Genomic DNA, 20,684 nt, shown 5'->3' on the forward strand with positions numbered 1-20,684 from the left:
GGTTACTTATGAAATCAATTAAATATACTTTATTTTCATTCTTGTTGGCTTCGTCCCTAGTGTCTTGCGATGACTTTTTCGACATTAAGCCTGCAACTTTTATTCCGGCGGAAAATGTGTGGAATGATCCGGACGTTGTTAATTCCGTCATTGCGGAAATGTATTCCAGTATGCAACTCGAATTATTCTTTTATGCCAATGGTTTCTTCGATTTTTCACATACGGATTTGTCGTATTGTTCGGATGAAGCTGCCGTATCTTGGGCTAATGGTGTTTTTGCCAATACTCCCAATGTGGTGGTATATGGTGACGACTGGTTTTATATGTATGGAGATACTTACAAAGGGATTCGCCAATGCAATACGTTCATCAGACAGTCAGAAACTGCTGCAATTGACCCGTCCGAAAAAAACTCGGTAGTGGCGGAGGCGCGTTTTATTCGTGCTTTTCATTATTTCAATTTGGTAAAGCGTCTGGGAGGGGTACCTCTGATTACCGAAGTGCAGGAATATGATGGTGATCTGACTGCTTTGCAAGTACCACGTAACAAGGAAGATGAGGTTTGGGATTTCATTCGTACCGAGATGGATGATATTGTGGATGATCTGCCTGAAATTCGGAGTGAAAGTGAAAAATATCGTATCACCCGCTATGCGGCTTATGCTTTAAAATCCAGAGCTTGCCTATATGCTGCCTCCATTGCAAAATATGGAAAACAGGATGATGAACATTGTGTGGGAGTGCCTTCCACAAAAGCCGCCATGTACTGGGAAGCCGCTGCCGATGCAGCCGAAGAGGTGATAAATAGTGGTCACTATGAACTGTATGGATATAATGTCGCCGCTGGGCAACGTACGGAAAATTTCCATCAAATATTTTTCGATGAATCGGCTTCAAATAGAGAAATGATTTGGGCAAAAGGGTATTCTTTACCGGATGTGAAGCATAATTATACGCGTTATTTTGTTCCATTCAGCTTTACTCGTAATGGTTATGGTTGTTCCGGTACTCCCACATTGGAATTTGTCGAAGCATTTGAGTATATTGACGGAAGTGATGGTGAGTTAAGGGTACAGAATGAGGATGGCAGCTATATTAAGTATGGCGATATGATTGACTTGTTTAAGAATAAAGATCCCCGTTTGGCAGCCACGGTATGTTTACCCGGTGATAAATTTCAGACTAGTTTTATTGAAGTACGACGTGGAATTGCTAAAGGCATGCAAATCCCGGACAAGAGCAATTGGGTAAATGACCAATCGAAAACTGAAGCTTTGGCGGATGGGCAGGAACTTACAGTATTAGGTAAAGATGGTCCTACAGTGGCAAAAAATCCAACAAAGACCGGCTTCTATGCGCGTAAGTTTATAGATGAAGATGTGGCTGACTATAATATGTGTTCCAATCCTTGGCCGGTATTCCGTCTAGCTGAGATGTATCTTAATTTGGCTGAAGCCAGAATGGAGTTGGGCAATCTGGCTGCTGCAAAGGCAGCTGTAAACATGGTTCGCCATCGTGCAGGCATAAAAGAACTGGATGTTGTGGAAGTGACTTTGGATCGTATACGTAACGAACGCCGTGTAGAATTGGCTTACGAAAGTCATCGTTACTGGGATTTGCGACGTTGGAGAATTGCTGCCACTCCGCGGGCTGATAACGGAGGTAAGGGAGTATTGGATAATAGTCCTATTACTTCACTATTTCCGTGGGCTGTTTATGAAGATGGTACAAAGATCAGTGAGATTGATGGACGGGTTGTGCCTAAGTCTTATATATTTTCAAGAGAAAGCGGTTATGACCGTGTAAACCGTCCGGGCAAACAATTTTTGGAAAGACATTATTATATTAAGCTGAGTGATGCGGATTTGAAAACGAATCCTAAATTGGTACAAAATCCTCATTTCTAAATTAAAAATGATATTGATTATGAAATTGAAATATACGATGCAGGTATTACTGGCATGCTGCACTTTGTCGTTTGTAGCCTGCGATTTAGATAATTATGGTGCTCCTGATGGAGGCATTAAAGGTTCGGTGATAGATTCGGCCACGGGAGAATTAGTCCCACAGCCAGTAAATGCTACGACCGGTATGCGCGTTCGCTTGACGCAACAAGATTGGGAAGTGGAAGCTGAATCCCAATTGTTTTATGCACAAGAAGACGGACAATTCATCAACGGTCAGTTGTTCGACGGAGAGTATACGATGGCATTGGAGCAGACAAACTTTTTTCCTATAGAGAAACAGACCGTCACTATCAATGGGCAGACGAATATAAGGGTAGAGGTGATTCCTTATGCAAATGTGTCGATAGGAAACCTTTCTATCGAAAACTTGACGATTACTGCCGATGCTATAATCGGTCGTACTTGGGATTGGCAGGCAGACAGTAGAAACTGTAAGATAACTGCCATCAAGTTGTACTGGAATGTTTCCAGTCATATAGACAAGGCAGCCGGACATAATTTGGGAACCGGTAGTTTGAATTGTGCAGCAATAAGTGATGCAGACGTATTGTCCGGTACGCAGCAAATAAATACGGAAATAAACAGTGCTGACATTGATAAATACGCCCATTTTATCAAGGCCAATGGCAATAAAATTTATGTACGTGCAGCTGTAGTAACCAAATGTGCAGGTACGGAGTATTATAATTATAGTAACATACAGGAGTTGGACATTGAACTTTAATTGTGATGAATAAAATCTTTCGTATAATAATATCAACTTTGCTTTTATCTTATGTACTTCCGGTGGAAGCCGGGAATAGAGTACCGTATGCAGAGCTGGTAAATACAATGATAGGTACGAAAGGGGCAGGATGGGCCTCAGGATATACATATCCTGGGGCTACCTGTCCTTTTGGAATGGTGCAATTTACTCGTTCCTATTTTTGTCCTCATTTGGGTTTCGGCATTAACCAGTTGAGTGGAGCAGGCTGTGATCACATGGGAAATTTTCCTATGCTTCCGCTGGCAGGAGAGTTAACGGTTTCTCCCGGTAATTTAAAAGGATTACGTCTGGAAGTATCTCAAGAAAAGGGAATTGCCGGTTATTATCAAGCTTGTGTTAACAAGAGTACGCAGGTGGAACTGTCCGTGACGGAGCGTACCGGTATGGCACGTCTTGTCTTTTCAGGTAATGAAAATAAGAATACGGTTATAATAGCAGGTGGTGTTGCTGGAACTCCGATAGAAGTGGCATCTGTTGTCATCACTGGAAAGAATACATGTGAAGGTTATGCCGAAGGGGGTAGTTTTTGTGGAATTTCGACTCCTTACAAGGTGTATTTTGTTGCAGAGTTCAACAAACCATGCATAGAATCAGGTATTTGGAAAGAAGACGATATTTATAAGGGACAAACTTTTTCAGAAGGAAAAAATTCCGGTGTCTTTTTTACGTTTGCAGGAACAGATTCTCTTTTGCTGTATAAGATTGGCATTTCTTACGTATCGGTGGCAAACGCAAGGGAGAACCTGAAAGCGGAAAACAATGAATGGGATTTTGATAAAATTAAAATGGCAGCTATAGACAAATGGAATTTTTATTTGGGAAAAATAGAAGCGGATAGCGACAATGATGACAGGTTGACGCAGTTTTATACCCATTTATATCATGCGTTGATTCATCCTAATATTTGTAGTGATGTGAATGGTGATTATATGGGAGCCGACAATAAGATTTATAGAACCCGCAACAAGCAATATACATCATTCAGTAATTGGGATACATATCGTGGGCAGACCCAACTGTTAGCAATGTTGGCTCCGGATGTATGTTCGGATGTGGTCGCTTCTCATTATGATTTTGCCATGCAGGGTGGAGGAGGATGGCCTCGTTGGGTAATGGCGAATATTGAGACGGGGGTAATGCAGGGAGATCCTACAACTTTGGTCGTGGCAAATGCATATGCTTTTGGTGCTAGAAATTATGACCCCCGTACTCTTTTGTCTGTTATGAAACGTGGAGCTGAAAAACCAGATACCCGGTCACAGAATGAATATACCCGTCCAGGATTGAAACAATATTTAGAAAAAGGCTACTATGATGCGTCCATTCATCTGGAGTATACATCCGCTGATTTTGCAATAGCCCAGTTTGCTCTTCATGCCTGTAACAATGAACCGACTTCTTGGCATTATATGAAGCGGGCAGATTTCTGGAGAAATTTGTATAATCCCGAAACCGGTTGGTTGCAATCTCGGAATCCCGATGGTTCATGGAAACCTCTGAACAAAGATTTTCGTGAATCCACATATAAAAATTATTTCTGGATGGTTCCCTATAATTATAAGGGTTTGATTGATATTATCGGAGGAAAGCAGGAGGCTGAAAAACGCTTGGATGAAATGTTTGTGCGCTTGGATGCCAGCTATAATGACCCTTGGTATGCCGCCGGAAATGAACCGAGTTTTGGGATTCCTTGGGTGTACAATTGGGTTGGTAAGCCTTGGAAAACGCAAGGCATCATTCGCCGTGTACTTAATGAGCAATATTTTTCTACAGACAATGGCTTACCCGGAAATGATGATTTAGGGTCTATGGGAGCTTGGTACGTATTTGCTTGTCTGGGTATTTATCCTGAGATTCCGGCAGTAGGAGGTTTCTCCATCCATAGTCCTATTTTTAAATCTGTGACCTTGCATCTTGAAAATGCGGATGTGGTAATAGAGGGTGGTTCTGAAAAGAACGAGTACGTACAGTCATTACACTGGAATGGTAAAGAGTATGATAGTACATGGATTGATTGGAATACTTTTTCCAAAGGAGGGGTCTTAAAGTTTAAGTTGGGAAGTAGACCTAATGAAGTTTGGGGCACAAAGATTGCTCCACCTTCTTTTCAATAGAGACATTTAAGTGAGTTTTAGTATTTAGTATATAGTGATATTTTATGAGAAACAAATTATACCTGATAGAGCTTTTAGTAACTTTATTGTTGGTTGGTTGCCAAAATACCAGTAAAAAAGAAACAACAGATGTTTATGTACCTTCTTTTCCGCTTGTGGAGTTTGTGCGGCCTGCCAATGTAAACCCTATTATAACTCCCGATTCTGCCACTTGTTTTTATTGCCCTTTGACAGAGGACTCTGTGGCATGGGAATCGAATGATACTTTTAATCCGGCGGCTACTACCTATGGTGATAAAGTGGTGGTCTTCTATCGTGCGGAAGATCGTTTGGGCAAAGGAATCGGGCAACGTACTTCCCGTTTGGGCTACGCTGAATCGGAAGATGGAATTCATTTTAAGAGAGAACGATACCCTGTATTTTATCCGGCTGATGACTGTCAGAAAGACTTGGAATGGCCAGGTGGCTGCGAAGATCCCCGCATTGCAGTTACTGAGGACGGTCTATACGTGATGCTGTATACACAATGGAATCAGAAGTTACCTCGTTTGGCTGTGGCTACCTCCAAAGATTTGCGTACATGGACGAAATATGGTCCGGCCTTTGCAAAAGCCTATGATGGACGTTTTTTCAACATATTTTCCAAGTCGGCTTCAATCGTTACCTCTTTAAAAGACGGTAAAATGGTAATTACCAAGGTAAATGGTAAATATCTGATGTATTGGGGAGAAAAGGCTATTTGTGCCGCTACATCTGAAAATTTAGTGGATTGGACTCCGGTATTGGATGAAAAGGGCGAATTGTTAAAACTTCATGCTCCTCGAAAAGGTTATTTTGATAGCGGTCTGACCGAATGTGGTCCTCCTGCGGTGATAGGAAAAGATGGAATCATTTTGTTGTATAATGGGAAGAATAAGGCTGGTGTAGAAGGTGATTCTAATTACGCGGCCAATGCTTATTGTGCTGGACAGATTTTATTTGATTTGAAAGAACCAATGAAGATTTTACAGATACTGGATAAGCCTTTTCTTGTTCCCAGTGATTCTTTTGAGAAAAGTGGTCAATATCCTGCTGGAACTGTATTTATAGAAGGATTAGTTTACCATCAAGATAAATGGTTTCTGTATTATGGATGTGCAGATTCTCGTGTAGCGGTTGCAATATATGATCCTTGGAATAATAATTCTGAATAAACAAGTATCATATTTTTAAGGGTTCCTTGAAGTTTGGAAGATTCCGAGCATTTTTTGAAATATAATAGGAATTGCAAAAGGGATGAAGTTGAAAATCTCAAATATGAGTACAAAACAGAATAAATGAACGGTTTCTTTAGTAATATTATGTTTGATTGGAAGAATTTGAGTATTATACTCTTAGTAGTGGCTCTGATGTTGAATGGCTGTGATAATCATGTGGATGAAAAGGATGGGTTATCTACTTATGTGAATCCCTTTATTGGAGCAAGTACTAGTATTAGTGCCGCTGGTGCTTATCATGGATTAGGAAAGACTTTTCCGGGTGCCACAACCCCTTTCGGTATGGTGCAAGTAAGCCCGAATACGATTTCGGGTGGAGACAATAGTTCCGGTTACAGCTATGAGCATAATACCATTGAAGGTTTCGCCTTGACACAGATGAGTGGTGTAGGATGGTATGGCGAGTTGGGTAATTTTTTGGTAATGCCTACTACTGGAACTTTGCAGACAGTAGCAGGAAAAGAGGATGGTTCGATTAAAGGGTTTCGTTCAGCTTATTCTAAAAAGTTTGAAAAAGCTGAAGCCGGATACTATTATACTGAACTCACAGATTATGGGATTAAAGTCGAGACATCGGCCACTCCCCATTGTGGTATCATGAAATTTACTTATCCGCAGAACAAGTTGTCACGTATCCAAATAGATCTTGCCCGTCGTGTGGGAGGAACTTCCCGCTTTCAGCATCTCGAAGTATTGGATAAGTATCATATATCCGGTTATATCCAATGTACCCCCGAAGAAGGGGGATGGGGGAATGGTGAGGGAAATGTTTCTTACATGTTATATTTTTATGGGGAATTTAGTAAACCATTGGAAAAATATGGCTTTTGGAGTGCTGATATACCTAATGGATGGGTGCGTAAACGTGATGAGGTACAAAGTTGGAAATATTTGCAACGAGTGGCACAAGCCGAAATTATTAAAGGTAAGAAACAGTTCTCGGGCAAGCATATTGGTTTCTTTTCAGATTTTGAAACTTATGAAAATGAAGAGGTGACACTTAAAGTCGGAATATCTTTTGTAGATGTCGAAGGGGCTCGGAAGAATTTCGAGAAAGAAATTGAAGGTATGGACTTCCAGACAGTACGTAAACGTGCTGTAGATTCATGGGATAAAGCATTGGCTAAAATCAAAGTGAAGGGAGCCTCGGAAAATGAGAAGATTGTTTTTTATACCTCGTTGTACCATACCATGATAGATCCTCGTATATTTACTGATATAGATGGACGCTATGTAGGAGGCGATGGTGAGATATATCGGGCTGATGGGTTTACTAAACGTACGGTATTTAGCGGTTGGGACGTATTCCGTTCTCAAATGCCATTGCAAACTATAATTAATCCGGACTTGGTAAATGATGAATTGAACTCTTTGATAACCTTGGCGGCAGAAAGTGGGCGTGAGTATTTTGAGCGTTGGGAATTGTTGAACGCTTATAGCGGATGTATGTTGGGTAATCCGGCTTTGTCGGTTTTAGCTGATGCTTATAGAAAGGGAATCAGGAATTATGATACTGACAAAGCGATGCGTTATGCCATAAATTCATCAAACAAATTCACTTCGTGGAAGATTGGTTATGATACGACTGCTCTGTGCATATCCAATACGTTGGAGTATGCCTATGCTGATTGGTGTGCGGCGCAGTATGCCAAAGATTTGGGATATGACATTGAAGCTGATACCTTGTTGACTCGTTCACAGATGTATCGTAATGTTTTTGATCCTTCGAAAAAATGGTTTCGTCCTCGCAAGGCAAATGGAGATTGGGTGAAGTGGCCGGAAGATGGTATATTACGTGAGTTCTACGGTTGCATGGAGTGCAATCCATTGCAACAAGGATGGTTTGTACCACACGACCTACGAGGTTTAACAGAATTGCTTGGAGGTAAAGAAAGTATTCTGAAAAAACTGGAGGATTTCTTCTCCAAAACTCCTAAAGATATGTTATGGAATGCTTATTACAATCATGCTAATGAACCGGTGCATCATGTGCCATTCTTGTTTAATCGTTTGGGTAAACCTTGGTTGACGCAGTATTGGGTCCGTTTTATTTGTAATAATGCTTATTTCAATTCCGTAGAGGGTTTGGTAGGTAATGAGGATGCCGGGCAAATGTCGGCTTGGTATGTATTGGCTTCTTCCGGATTATATCCGATATGTCCTGGCGACAACCGTTATGAAATAGCTTCTCCGGTATTTTCTGAAATATCTTTTGAAGTTCCTGCCACCAATAAGATTTTTACCATAAAGGCTCATAACAATTCTGTAGAGAACGTATATATACAATCTGCCAAGCTGAACGGTGTGAATTATAATAAATGCTATCTGACACATGGAGATATATTGAATGGCTCGACTTTGGAGCTTTTTATGGGTGATAAGCCAAATGAAAAATGGGGACTGGATCCGTAAAATCCTATTTCTTGGTTCTGACTTTTAATTTGCACATTTGGTTTTATTAACTGGTTTTGCTTTATGATGTATCAATGGGCTTTGTTATTATGTCTTTTTATTATGGATGATAGAGTGTTGGTTGTAAAGTAATAATGGAAGTAAATGGAAGTAGAAAAAAAGTTTTCGGAAATATATAGTTCTTATTATCCGAGATTATGCCGTTTTGCCACAGAATATGTAGGCAATGTGGAAGATGCTGAGAATCTGGTACAAGATACATTTGTGTATTTGTGGAACAACTCTACTTCTCTTGATACTGTAGTTAATCTCAAAGCTTTTCTATTTGTCTTGATTAAGAATCGTTCGATTGATTTCTTGAGGCAGCAACTGCGTAAAGGACGAACTTCTTATTATTTGTTGGAAACAATGGAGTATGAATTGAATCTGGAAGCTTTGGAAGCAGTGGATGAAAATTTAGTGTTAGACACTGATCTGGAACAGAGAATACATGAGGCTATTCAATCACTTCCAGAAAAATGCCGGGAGATTTTTATACTAAGTCGGGTGGAAGGATTGAAATATTCTGAAATAGCGGAGAAACTTCATTTGTCTATCAGTACTGTGGATAACCAGATTGGTATTGCATTAAAAAAACTACGCGTACAATTAAAAGATTTTTTACCACTGTTAATGTTCTTATTGTAAATTAGAAAAATGTATGAGGAATAGATGGAAACTATTGCTGTTTGGGGGACTCTTTTTGGTGCCTATGACTTTGAATGCACAGCAAAGTTACTTCATAGATGGGTATCATGGGGGAGTTTATGGGCACTATCCGAAAGGATATACCCGTTTTATGGTAGAGCAGCTGCAAAGACATTCAGATTGGAAGATTAATTTGGAAATAGAACCGGAAACATGGGATAGGGAACGGATAGAGGACCCGTTACATTACAATGCTTTTGCTGAAATGATACAGGATTCGGTCTCGCGCATTGAATATGTCAATCCAAGTTATGCTCAAAGTTATTTGTTCAATTGTTCTGCTGAAAGTACGATTCGTCAGTTTTCGATGGGATTGGAAAAGTTGAGGGAACATTTTCCTAATATATCTTTTCGTTCATATTCTAGCGAAGAACCTTGCTTTACAGCTGCTCTGCCGGCTATTTTGTCTTCATTTGGTGTAAAATACGCATCTTCAAAGAATCCCAATACTTGTTGGGGGGGATATACAACAGCTTTTGGTAATCAGAATTTTGTGGTTTGGAAAGCGGCAGATGGGAGTAGTGTGTTATGTGTACCTCGTTATGCATCAGAAAAGTTGGAAAAGAATTCTACTTGGCAAACCAATGCTTGGAGGCATTCTAAGGAATATGTTGAAGATGCTTTTAAATCGGGAGTGAATTACCCTATTGGAATGTGTTTACAAGACGCTGGATGGCGTGGTGGTCCTTGGTTGAAGATGTCTGGGCATTATATGCCAGTAGAGTTTACCTTGTGGAGTGATTATTTCAGGAAATATGAATTTACCGTTCAGCCTCAAGAGTGGAGAATGTCACAAGAGGATATTCGGGTGAGTTTGGTTTGGGGGGCGCAAGTATTACAAAAGATAGCTCAACGTGTACGTTGTGTTGAGAATTTATTGCCTCAGGTCGAAAAAATAGCCACAATGGCACATTTGTGGAAAGGTTTGAACTGGGAAAGTTGGAAATTTAAGGAAGCTTGGAGGGGCTTGTTGCTTTCACAGCATCATGACTGTTGGATAGTACCTTACAATGGTCAAAAGGGAGAAAGTTGGGCTGATAAAGTTTGTGACTGGACATCTGTGTCAAAACACTATGGAAATGAAATTATAAACTGTTCTGCACGCTCGTTTGGCGATAATGTAATTGCTCCTGATGGAGTTTTGGTGTTTAATACACTTGGCTATCCAAGAAAGGAAGTCATAACTGTCAGCCATCCGAAAACTCATAAAGAGTATGCTTTTTATGCTGAGATTCCGGCAATGGGTTATACTTCTTATTTATGGGAAGAGATTATGCAGCAATCTCAAAATACTCAAGGTGGTATGGTTACTAAAAGAGAAGGAAAATATGTGATAGACACAGAGAAATATAATGTTGTTATTAATCCTGAATGTGGTGGTGCAATTGAAAGCTTGAAAGTTAAGGAATTGGGAAATAAGGAGTTTATTGATAAAACATCACCTTACGCTTTTAACACTTTGCGTGGATATTTTGCGGAACAAAAAGAGTTTGTAAATTCTTCTTCTACAATAGCTAAAGTAACTATTTTGCTTAATACTCCTTTAAAGGTACGTGTGCAACTTGACGGTAAAATTGCAGAACAGCCTTATTCGCAAATTCTCTCTTTTACTAAAGATGGTAATCTGATAGACTGTGAGTTGCGTATCGATTGGAGCAACAACATGCGGATTGGAAAGGAGACTGTAGGGGATTTTAAAGCTGAAAATCCTGTAAAAGCATTTTATAATGATAAATACAAACTTCATTTACTTTTTCCTTCTATAGTTAATGGAGGGATTATTGATAAAAATGCTCCATTAGATGTATGTAGAAGTCGGGAAGAACATACGTTTTTTAATTCATGGGATAAAATAAAGCATAATATTATTTTGAACTGGGTGGATAACACTGATGAAGAAGTACAAAATGGCATTTCTCTTTTTTCCGATCATACGACGAGCTATTTACATGGCAAAGATTATCCTTTAGGACTGACTGTACAGTATTCGGGGTTAGGTTTGTGGGGGCGTGATTATAAAATAATGGAACCCACAGTGATTCATTATGCCATACTTCCTCATGCTGGAGATTGGCGGGCTGCTGATGTTCCTCAATATAGCATTTGCTGGAATGAGCCTTTATGTGTGTTGAATGTTTCTAATATTCAAAAAGCTTCAGCTTCTTTGTTTGAATTTAGCCAACGAGGGTATGAAATCATGGCTTGCTATATGGATAGAAATGATACTTATCTTCGTGTTGCTAATACGGGAGTTGGGAATGAAACTGCAGAATTGCAGATAAGAGGCGACTATGAATGCTTACAGTGGGTGGAGCTGGATGGACACACTACTGAGGTTGTCAAAGTGGATGATAAGATTCAGCTATCTATTCCACCATTTGGTTTTAAAACATTGTATATACGAAATTTATGTGTTAAGTAATATTTTAAATGTAGATATGAATAGAAAAGAAATCTTTTTAATCTTGAGTTGCATGTTTTTATTTGTTCAAACTGCATTTACTCAAGTAATAAAAATGTCACTTAATAGTTCTGATGGGATAGCTTGGCAAGTAAAACCTCAGGATGATTTACAAGGTGTAAGGGGAGAACAGGTCTCTACATCAGGGTTTGAAATAGGAGATTGCGTACAAGGTGTTGTACCTGGTGTAGTATTTACTGCATATGTTGAGGCTGGTAAGGAACAGGATCCTAATTATGCGGATAATATTTATAAGGTGGATGAAACATTTTATAATCGTCCTTTTTGGTATCGGACAGAATTTGAACTTCCTGAAAGTTATTCCAAAGGGCAAAGGGTTTGGTTATGTTTTGATAATACAAATCGTTTTGCTACTTTTTATTTTAATGGAGCTAAAATTTCTGGAAACTCAACATCCACCAAAGATGTGAGTGGGCATATGCTGCGTTCTAAATTTGATGTGACGGATTTGTTAAATGTGAATGGTGAAAATGTAGTGGCTGTTTTAATAGCTGATGCTGACCAAAAGAAAACACGTACAGCTAAAGACCCTTATGGAATAGCTTGTAGTCCTAGCTATTTGGCAGGTGCGGGGTGGGACTGGATGCCGTACGTACCTGGACGTTTAGCTGGCATAACGGGGAATGTTTATTTGGCCATTACAGGCGATGTAGTGATGATGGATCCCTGGGTACGTTCTGATTTACCATCCTTGCAAAAAGCGGAATTATCGATTACAACAAAATTAGAAAATACATCCTCTTTTCCAAAAGAAGTTATCTTATCTGGAATAATTAGACCTGGTAATATACGTTTTTCAAAAACGATTCAATTGGCTGCTGATACAATAGAGCATGTCTGTTTCTCTACAAATGAATTTAAACAATTGATTGTAGATGCTCCTAAGTTGTGGTGGCCTAATGGTTATGGAGAACCTAATCTTTATGATTGTGAACTGATTTGTAGAATAAATGGAAATATTTCTGATAAACAGAACATAACTTTTGGTATTCGTAAATATGATTATGAGATGGTAGATAACTCTGTGGGTTATCCTGTTATGCATTTTTATATCAATGGACGACGGATTTTTCTGAAAGGAGGCAATTGGGGTATGAGCGAATACTTGCTTCGTCGTCATGGTGAGGAGTATGAAACGGTTATAAGATTGCACAAAGATTTGAATTATAATATGATTCGTCTGTGGACAGGTTGTGTGACGGATGATGAGTTTTATGATTATTGCGATCAATATGGTATTATGGTATGGGATGATTTTTGGTTATATGTAGCTTATAATAATGTGGTACAACCCGAAGCATTTAAATTAAATGCTCTTGATAAGGTGAGGCGCTTGCGTAACCATGCTTCTATTGCCTTGTGGTGTGGAGCCAATGAAACATACCCTAGTCCGGATTTAGATGACTATTTGCGTGAAATGATTGCACGAGAGGATAATAATGATCGTTTGTATAAATCTTGTTCTAATAAAGACGGTTTGTCCGGTAGTGGTTGGTGGGCGAATTTTCCTCCGAAACATCATTTTGAAACTTCTGCCAGTAATTTGGCATTCAGTAAGCCAGCTTATCCGTATGGAACAGATCATGGATATGGGTTGCGCTCAGAAATAGGAACAGCTACCTTTCCTACTTTTGAGAGTATACGTGAGTTTATTCCCAAAGAAGACTGGTGGCCGTTACCAACAGATGAGCAGTTAAAAAATGATCCCAATACAGTATGGAATAAGCATTTTTTCGGTAAAGAAGCCTGGAATGCAAAGCCTATAGATTACAAGAAAGCGGTGAACGAACAATTTGGAGAATCCGGTAGTTTGGAAGAATTTTGTGAAAAGGCTCAGTTGCTGAATATAGAAGTGGTAAAGGGTATGTATGAAGCATGGAATGATAAAATGTGGAATGATGCTTCTGGTTTGTTACTTTGGATGAGTCATCCCGCCTATCCATCTTTTGTATGGCAAACATATGATTACTATTATGATCCTACTGGTGCGTATTGGGGAGCAAAAAAGGCTTGTGAACATTTGCATATACAGTGGAATGCTTCCAATAATAGTATTAAAGTCATTAATACGACAGCTAAAGATTTGAGGCGTGTTTGCGCCAAAGCAGTTGTATATAATTTGAATGGAAAGGAAGTTACCGATTGCAGCCAGATGCAATGGCTGGATGTATCTGCTGGCAATATAGCAGAAGCTTTTGTTTTGGATTTTGCAGCTTCTCACAAATTAACTTCGCTTCATTTCATTCGTTTGCAATTGTTAGATGATAAAGGACATTTGTTGTCTGAGAATTTTTACTGGAGAAATGGAATAGATGATTTGGATTATAGGGGATTCAATACAATGCCAGAAACGAATTTGGTTTGTACATTGCGTAATCTGTCGAAGTCCAAAGGGATTATGACTCTTGTTTTGGAAAACCGTTCGCAAAGTGTGTCTTTTGCCAACCGTTTACGTTTGGTGAATAGGGCAAATGGGCAACGTGTACTTCCTATCATAATGTCTGATAATTATGTTACGCTCATACCGGGTGAGAAGAAAGAAATTCGAATAGAAGCATCGCCCGATTTATTGAAAGGTGGGGTAGATATATTGCAAAAACAATATGGTAAAACAGAAAAATGTGTATTAAGTTTTTAAAGGCTTGATATAGAAAAAGTTTGTTTTATTTCATTGTAAATAAGACGATACTTACTAGCAATAAAAAAACTTTTATATGAGGCTCTTTTGCTATTCTGCCTATATGGAGAAATAAAAAATCAATGGCTGGAGAAGGAATTTATTAATTCACTCCGGCTGTTTTTCTTTTGTGCTGTTGTGTAATGATTTGTTCAAGGATGATATGGACAAAAGAGGGAGAACTTCTTTCTGAAACGTTTGTGAAGACCTTATTGGCTGATATAAATGCAGGCTTCACAAGTATATTCATTGTCCTGTGTTGGAGGCTTAAGGTTGGGTTGGCATAAGCAGGCAAAAGGTTGTAGAGAAAGAAGAATCGCTGATTTTATGGCTACAACGGATGAAGCCCACCTTTTTACCACGCTCATCCATAAGCAAGAAAAAGAGCTTATGAGACAGACTGGCTTTTTAATAAAGAGGACACTTCACTTTTATAAGAAGCTAAAGTTAACATCTGTGGATTGTAGAGTTGTTGGAAAAAGTTTCCTTCATTATCAGTTGCTTAGACCTTTCTTTTGTAGAGATCATTGCTGATTTTTCTTCTTTTCTATCTTTGCCATATTTTCTTCATTTCATTCGTTGTAGAGATGGGGATATTGTAATACCTTGTTTATTAGTAGTTTATGATTTTGTGTGGTAGATACCATTTTCTTGCTTTCCGATGCATCTCACCCTAACTTTGCAACATCGAATCTGAGAAAACAGAACGCTTGACTGTTGAGGCCTCACGGTGAAATGTTTCTTGCTTCCGGATGAGATGAAAGAGATGTATTATACATATTATTATTAAATCATTTAAAACAGAAAAGATTATGGCTATTAAGTATGAAGTAAAGAAGGTAGTATTTGGTTTCGATGAATCTAAAACTGAGAAATTCGTGGCACAGACAAAAGTGTTGGGTTTGGTAGGATTCAAGAAACTTTGCGAAGAAGTGCAGAAGGTGAGTATGGCACCACGTGGCGTGGTGAAGATGGTGATTGACGGGTTGATTGATACCCTGAATATGGATTTGGATAAAGGATATTCCGTGCAGTTGGGAGACTTCGGGTGTTTCCGTCCCGGATTAAATGCGAAAAGTCAGGCGGGCTCGGAAGCTGTAGATGCCAATACGGTGTATCGTCGTAAAATCATCTTCACTCCCGGAAGCTATTTTAAGGAGATGCTGAGTGATGCCACGGTGGAAAGATTGACGCTGGGTAAGGGTACTGTGCTCAAAGACGCAGTCGTTAATCCGAAACCGGACGGCAGTGGTTCCGGTCAAGGAGGCTTGGACGAGAATCCTTTGGGATAACATTAAATAAGCTTGGACAGGAAGAGAATGGAAAAAGTTTCTTCCTGTCCTATTTTATTGTATCTTTGTCCGTGACATTGATGAGAATGTTTTTAATAACGCTTCTCTGATAAGGCGAGGCATATTTATATTTTACGTATGAAAGCACTAATTTTGTTTTTTCTAGTTTCTGCTTCTTCATTAATCGCAGTGGCTGATACGTTGGCGGATAACTACAACCATCAGCTTTATTACACCGCTCCGGCTACCATTTGGGAAGAAACCCTGCCTTTGGGTAACGGTCGTTTGGGCATGATGCCCGACGGAGGTATTGATAAGGAACATATTGTACTGAATGAAATTTCACTTTGGAGCGGTATGGAGGCCGATTACGGTAATCCCGATGCATCCCGTAGTTTGCCTGCCATTCAACAACTTTTGTTTGAAGGTAAGAATAAAGAGGCACAAGAGTTGATGTACAACAGTTTTGTTCCTAAGAAACCCGAATCGGGTGGTACTTATGGCAATTATCAGATGTTGGCCGACCTTACCTTGAATTTCAGTATTCCTGTCAAAAAGAAATTTGCTTCCGATGAGGTGGTTCCGGTTACCAATTATCGCCGTTGGCTCGATTTGCGTGATGCTGTGGCTTATACTACTTTTACGAAAGGGGGCATTGATTATCAGCGTGAATATTACACTTCCCGTGATAAGGATGTCATGATTATACACCTGACGGCCAGTCGCCGCCATTCTCTCTTTTTCACAGCTTCTCTTTCCCGTCCGCAGCAAGGGACGGTGTCTTTGGTTCCCGGTAGCGGGAAAGAAGCGGGTACACTTTTGCTGGAAGGTGCTTTAGATAGTGGTAAACCCGGTCAGGACGGAATGAAATATCGTGTTGCCATGAGAGTGGTTTCCAAAGGAGGGAAGCAGTTTATTTCTGCCGAAGACGGCATAATGTTGACGCAGGGGACGGAAGCCTGGCTGATAATTTCCGCTACTACTTCCTATGCCGCTGCCGGTACAGACTTCCCCGGAAGTCGCTATAAAGAAGTTTGTGACAGCCTGCTGAATGCCGCCACGCCCCCCGGCTCTCAACTCTCCATTCTCAACTCTCCACTTACCAACGCTTCCCATCGCGAACTTTACGACCGCGTTTCTTTAACTCTTCCTGCTACGGAAGATGATGCGTTACCGACCAATGAGCGTATCGTCCGTTTTGCAGAACGGGAATCTCCTGCCTTGGCTGCACTGTATTATAACTATGGCCGTTATTTACTTATCAGCAGTACCCGTCCCGGCAGCCTGCCACCGAATTTGCAGGGATTGTGGGCGAATGGAGTGCAAACTCCCTGGAATGGTGACTATCACACCAATATCAATATCCAGATGAACCACTGGCCTCTTGAGCAGGCCGGCCTTTCGGAACTTTATCAGCCTTTGACGGGTCTTGTTGAACGTCTTGTTCCTTCAGGAAAGGAGACTGCCCGCACCTTTTATGGCAATCATGCCCAAGGCTGGGTGCTCCACATGATGACGAATCTCTGGAACTATACGGCTCCGGGCGAACACCCTTCTTGGGGCGCGACTAATACCGGTGGCGCCTGGTTGTGTGCGCATCTTTGGGAACATTATCAATATACCCAGGATATAGAATATCTGAAAAAGATATATCCCATACTGAAAGGTGCTTCTGAGTTTTTCTATTCTACGATGGTGCGCGAACCTAAGCATGGTTGGCTGGTGACGGCTCCTACGTCTTCTCCTGAGAACGCTTTCTTTGTAGGAGACGATCCGACACCCGTCAGTGTTTGTATGGGCCCGACGATGGATGTTCAATTGTTGACAGAACTCTATACGAATGTGATTGAAGCTGCCTCTATATTGGAGTGTGACGATGATTATGCTGCGAAATTGCGGGAGGCTCTGGGGAAGTTTCCGCCTATGCAGATCAGTAAGGGAGGCTATCTGCAAGAGTGGCTGGAAGATTATAAGGAACAGGATGTACATCATCGTCATGTTTCCCATCTTTATGGTTTGCACCCGGGTAATCTGATTTCTCCTGACGCTACGCCCGAACTTGCCAATGCTTGCCGTGCTACGCTGAACCGTCGTGGGGATGGTGGCACAGGTTGGAGCCGTGCCTGGAAGATAAACTTCTGGGCTCGCCTGGGTGATGGTGACCGTGCCTGGGCTCTTTTCAAGAGTCTTCTTCAACCGGCTGTCGATCCGGAGACTAAACATCATGGTAGTGGTACGTTCCCTAACTTGTTCTGTTCGCATCCTCCTTTCCAGATTGATGGTAATTATGGTGGTGCAGCGGGTATTGGTGAAATGCTGATGCAGAGCCATGAAGGGTTTATTCATCTGTTACCTGCTTTGCCGAAGAGTTGGCATGCCGGTAACTTCCGTGGGATGAAAGCCCGTGGCGGCCTTTCGGTAGATTTGGAGTGGAAAGACGGAAAAGCGGTGAAAGCTATACTTACGGCAACTGTATCGGGAAATTTTCACATAAAGATGCCGGAAGGCGTCAAACAGGCCAAAACGACACTGAACGGGCAGGGGAATACTTATACAGGTAAGACGATTTCTTTGAAGCTGGCTGCGGGGGACTCTTGTGCATTGCTGTTTGAATAAAGTTACAAGCTACGAGCTACAAGTGCCTTTCGGAATACAGCGCAGCTACTTGTAGCTTGTAGCTCGTAACAGATTCCTCACCTCTGCATAAAAAATCTTCAGAGGATTTGTCCGGTGCATTTGAATCTTTTACATTTGCACGTTGTTAATGTATAAGTGCCTAATGCAACATAGTTATGAAGAACAAGCTTACTTTATTTTTTCTTGCGCTTTTCCTGTTGGCATCCGCAACAGCCAGTGCACAAATCCGTGAGTTGGAACGCTCCACGCCCGAAGCCGAAGGGGTACCTTCCGGAGCGGTCATTGCTTTGATGGACTCCCTAATGGAACTGCCTAAAACTGATATACACAGTGTAATGGTGCTACGTCATGGTAAAGTCATTGCCGAAGCCTATCCCGCACCTTTCGCACCGGAATATCGCCATACCGTATTTTCCTGTTCTAAAACCTTTGTCGGTGCTGCTGTCGGTCTTGCCATCTCCGAGAACCGCCTGCGGCTGACAGACCGTGTTGCTTCTTTTTTCCCTAACCAACTTCCGGATAGCATTTCAGCAAACCTTGCCGATATGACCGTCCGTAACTTACTGAACATGACTTCCGGCGTTACTCCGGACTGGAATATGCGTAATGTCCGTACCGACTGGATAAAAGGTTATTTGGGAAAACAGGTAAAAGTTCCCGGCGAACATTTCGATTATGACTCTATGAGTTCCTACATCCTTTCCGCCATTGTGCAGAAAGTAACCGGAATGAAGGTGTTGGATTATCTCCGAATGAAACTTTTTGAGCCGATGCACATCACTGATATATCCTGGGAGGTCAGCCCTGAGGGTATCAATACCGGGGGATGGGGCGTATATATACAGAGCGAGTCACTGGCGAAATTTGGTCAGTTGTTGCTGAATCGCGGTGTATGGAAAGGTAAACAACTGCTTCCTGCCTGGTGGGTAGACCAAATGATGGCGAAACAATCGGATACGGGTAGTTTTGGCTATGGTTATGGCTATCAGATGTGGCTTTGCGAATATCCGGGTGCCATCCGTATGGACGGAGCTTTGGGGCAATATGTGCTTATCATACCTGATAAGGATATGGTAGTGGTCATCACCGAATGTACCCTGATAGACGGAGCCACACAACGTCGTCTGGTATGGAACCGCCTGTTACCTGCTGTGACAGGTGACCAGCCACTGATAGCAGGGAAAGATTATAAGCGCTTGCAGAAAAAACAATCTTCTTACCAATTGCCGTTAGTACAGGGAAAAGCAAGTTCATCCCTTGTCGCGGAATATGCGGATAAAAGTATAATGCTTGAACCTAATAAGTTCGGCTGGCAGTCTCTGGAACTTCATTTTAAGCAGAAAGAAGTGATAATGACAGTGACGGAAACTAACGGAACAAAGTATGACCTCCTGTTCGGCTATAAACAATGGAAAAAGGCTTCTATAGAAGGTTATCCACCTTATTCTATTGAAGCCAAGGGACGTTTTAACGGAATAGAAGGTCTCTTTTATGTGGCGGGAAGTTATGCTTGGCCGTCTTCTTCCACATTGGAGCTGAAAGCTCATTACGTCAACTGGATTACAGCTCTCAATCTTACTCTCCGTTTTGACGGGGAGAATGTGCAGCTGACGGTAAAAGAAAACTATTCTTCCGAGGCGAAGGTGGTTAAAGGAAAGGTTTTATTTATCTTTGCACCCAATTAAAGAGTTTATCGATTATGAACCGTATCACACTAACCTTGAAACGCCCTTTCATCTGGTTGAGCCGCTTTCGTCACCGTTGCGGTTATGGGGTACATTCACCTTTTGCTTTCAGTCTGATTACGCAGGTGATTTATGAGAGTACTCCTTATTATAAATACAAGGATCTGGCTGTGGAACAAAAGAAGTTGGCTTCGCAGAAAGATAAGAACTGGAAGTACGAATCGAAAAAAGTGAAACGTCTTTTGTTCCGGTTGGTCAACTATACCCAGCCTGATACCATTGTGGATGCAGGCAGACTGGCTGCTTCTTCTCTTTATCTGAAAGCGGGAAAGGAAGGGGCGGACTATACTTCCGCATCCGAGCTTTCCGAACTGTTTTTGGAAGTCGGAGTGCCCGTAGATTTCCTTTATCTGCATGATTACCGCCATCCTGAATTTGTAGAGGAAGTGTTTCGTATTTGCGCCGCACGCACTGCAAAGAAATCTATTTTTGTAGTGGAAGGAATAAGATATACTCCACAAATGAAAAAGCTTTGGAAGTGCATGATGCAGGATGAGAAAGTGGGCATAACGTTCGATCTTTATGATATCGGCATCCTCTTCTTTGATAAAACTAAGATAAAACAGGATTATATTGTCAACTTTTGATT

General features: G+C 41.1%; 12 protein-coding genes. All 12 read left to right on the forward strand.

What is annotated here, in order from left to right:
• The first annotated feature begins 8 nt into the window (after positions 1–8).
• The 12 genes from K6V21_RS08230 (at position 9) to K6V21_RS08285 (ending at position 20,682) form a co-directional block, all read left to right on the forward strand.
• A complete protein-coding gene (locus K6V21_RS08230; protein ID WP_224321480.1) occupies positions 9–1,907 on the forward strand; it encodes a RagB/SusD family nutrient uptake outer membrane protein in 1,899 nt (632 codons plus the stop codon).
• Between the two features lie 19 nt (positions 1,908–1,926).
• Positions 1,927–2,691, forward strand: a complete 765-nt coding sequence (locus K6V21_RS08235; protein WP_224321481.1) for a DUF3823 domain-containing protein — start codon at positions 1,927–1,929, stop codon at positions 2,689–2,691.
• Positions 2,692–2,696: 5 nt separating this feature from the next.
• Positions 2,697–4,847 (forward strand): GH92 family glycosyl hydrolase, encoded by a 2,151-nt coding sequence (locus K6V21_RS08240; RefSeq protein WP_224321482.1) that lies wholly within the window; start codon positions 2,697–2,699, stop codon positions 4,845–4,847.
• Between the two features lie 44 nt (positions 4,848–4,891).
• Positions 4,892–6,040, forward strand: a complete 1,149-nt coding sequence (locus K6V21_RS08245; protein ID WP_224321483.1) for a glycoside hydrolase family 130 protein — start codon at positions 4,892–4,894, stop codon at positions 6,038–6,040.
• A 147-nt stretch (positions 6,041–6,187) separates the two neighbouring features.
• The gene (locus K6V21_RS08250) at positions 6,188–8,515 is read left to right on the forward strand and encodes a GH92 family glycosyl hydrolase (protein WP_224321484.1); all 2,328 of its coding nucleotides are present in this window, start codon (positions 6,188–6,190) and stop codon (positions 8,513–8,515) included.
• Between the two features lie 144 nt (positions 8,516–8,659).
• Positions 8,660–9,202, forward strand: a complete 543-nt coding sequence (locus K6V21_RS08255; RefSeq protein ID WP_224321485.1) for an RNA polymerase sigma-70 factor — start codon at positions 8,660–8,662, stop codon at positions 9,200–9,202.
• Positions 9,203–9,215: 13 nt separating this feature from the next.
• Complete coding sequence (locus K6V21_RS08260; protein ID WP_224321486.1) at positions 9,216–11,684, forward strand: hypothetical protein; 2,469 nt, start codon at positions 9,216–9,218, stop codon at positions 11,682–11,684.
• Positions 11,685–11,736: 52 nt separating this feature from the next.
• Complete coding sequence (locus K6V21_RS08265; protein ID WP_224322016.1) at positions 11,737–14,382, forward strand: glycoside hydrolase family 2 protein; 2,646 nt, start codon at positions 11,737–11,739, stop codon at positions 14,380–14,382.
• 851 nt (positions 14,383–15,233) lie between these two features.
• A complete protein-coding gene (locus K6V21_RS08270; protein WP_224321487.1) occupies positions 15,234–15,713 on the forward strand; it encodes a DNA-binding protein in 480 nt (159 codons plus the stop codon).
• Between the two features lie 138 nt (positions 15,714–15,851).
• A complete protein-coding gene (locus K6V21_RS08275; protein WP_224321488.1) occupies positions 15,852–18,329 on the forward strand; it encodes a glycosyl hydrolase family 95 catalytic domain-containing protein in 2,478 nt (825 codons plus the stop codon).
• A 176-nt stretch (positions 18,330–18,505) separates the two neighbouring features.
• Entirely contained in the window at positions 18,506–20,035 is a 1,530-nt protein-coding gene (gene bas-suc, locus K6V21_RS08280) for a 3-succinylated cholic acid synthase (protein ID WP_224321489.1), read from the forward strand.
• A gap of 14 nt (positions 20,036–20,049) precedes the next feature.
• Positions 20,050–20,682, forward strand: a complete 633-nt coding sequence (locus K6V21_RS08285; protein ID WP_224321490.1) for a hypothetical protein — start codon at positions 20,050–20,052, stop codon at positions 20,680–20,682.
• Positions 20,683–20,684 lie beyond the last annotated feature (2 nt).

Source organism: Bacteroides cellulosilyticus (assembly GCF_020091405.1).
GTDB lineage: Bacteria > Bacteroidota > Bacteroidia > Bacteroidales > Bacteroidaceae > Bacteroides.

Excerpts from the sequence above, each read along its gene's own strand:
- K6V21_RS08265 (WP_224322016.1), top strand. The coding sequence starts at position 11,737 with ATGTTTTTATTTGTTCAAACTGCATTTACTCAAGTAATAAAAATGTCA.
- K6V21_RS08285 (WP_224321490.1), top strand. The coding sequence starts at position 20,050 with ATGAACCGTATCACACTAACCTTGAAACGCCCTTTCATCTGGTTGAGC.
- K6V21_RS08270 (WP_224321487.1), top strand. The coding sequence starts at position 15,234 with ATGGCTATTAAGTATGAAGTAAAGAAGGTAGTATTTGGTTTCGATGAA.
- bas-suc (WP_224321489.1), top strand. The coding sequence starts at position 18,506 with ATGAAGAACAAGCTTACTTTATTTTTTCTTGCGCTTTTCCTGTTGGCA.
- K6V21_RS08230 (WP_224321480.1), top strand. The coding sequence starts at position 9 with ATGAAATCAATTAAATATACTTTATTTTCATTCTTGTTGGCTTCGTCC.
- K6V21_RS08235 (WP_224321481.1), top strand. The coding sequence starts at position 1,927 with ATGAAATTGAAATATACGATGCAGGTATTACTGGCATGCTGCACTTTG.
- K6V21_RS08275 (WP_224321488.1), top strand. The coding sequence starts at position 15,852 with ATGAAAGCACTAATTTTGTTTTTTCTAGTTTCTGCTTCTTCATTAATC.
- K6V21_RS08255 (WP_224321485.1), top strand. The coding sequence starts at position 8,660 with ATGGAAGTAGAAAAAAAGTTTTCGGAAATATATAGTTCTTATTATCCG.
- K6V21_RS08245 (WP_224321483.1), top strand. The coding sequence starts at position 4,892 with ATGAGAAACAAATTATACCTGATAGAGCTTTTAGTAACTTTATTGTTG.
- K6V21_RS08260 (WP_224321486.1), top strand. The coding sequence starts at position 9,216 with ATGAGGAATAGATGGAAACTATTGCTGTTTGGGGGACTCTTTTTGGTG.
- K6V21_RS08250 (WP_224321484.1), top strand. The coding sequence starts at position 6,188 with ATGTTTGATTGGAAGAATTTGAGTATTATACTCTTAGTAGTGGCTCTG.
- K6V21_RS08240 (WP_224321482.1), top strand. The coding sequence starts at position 2,697 with ATGAATAAAATCTTTCGTATAATAATATCAACTTTGCTTTTATCTTAT.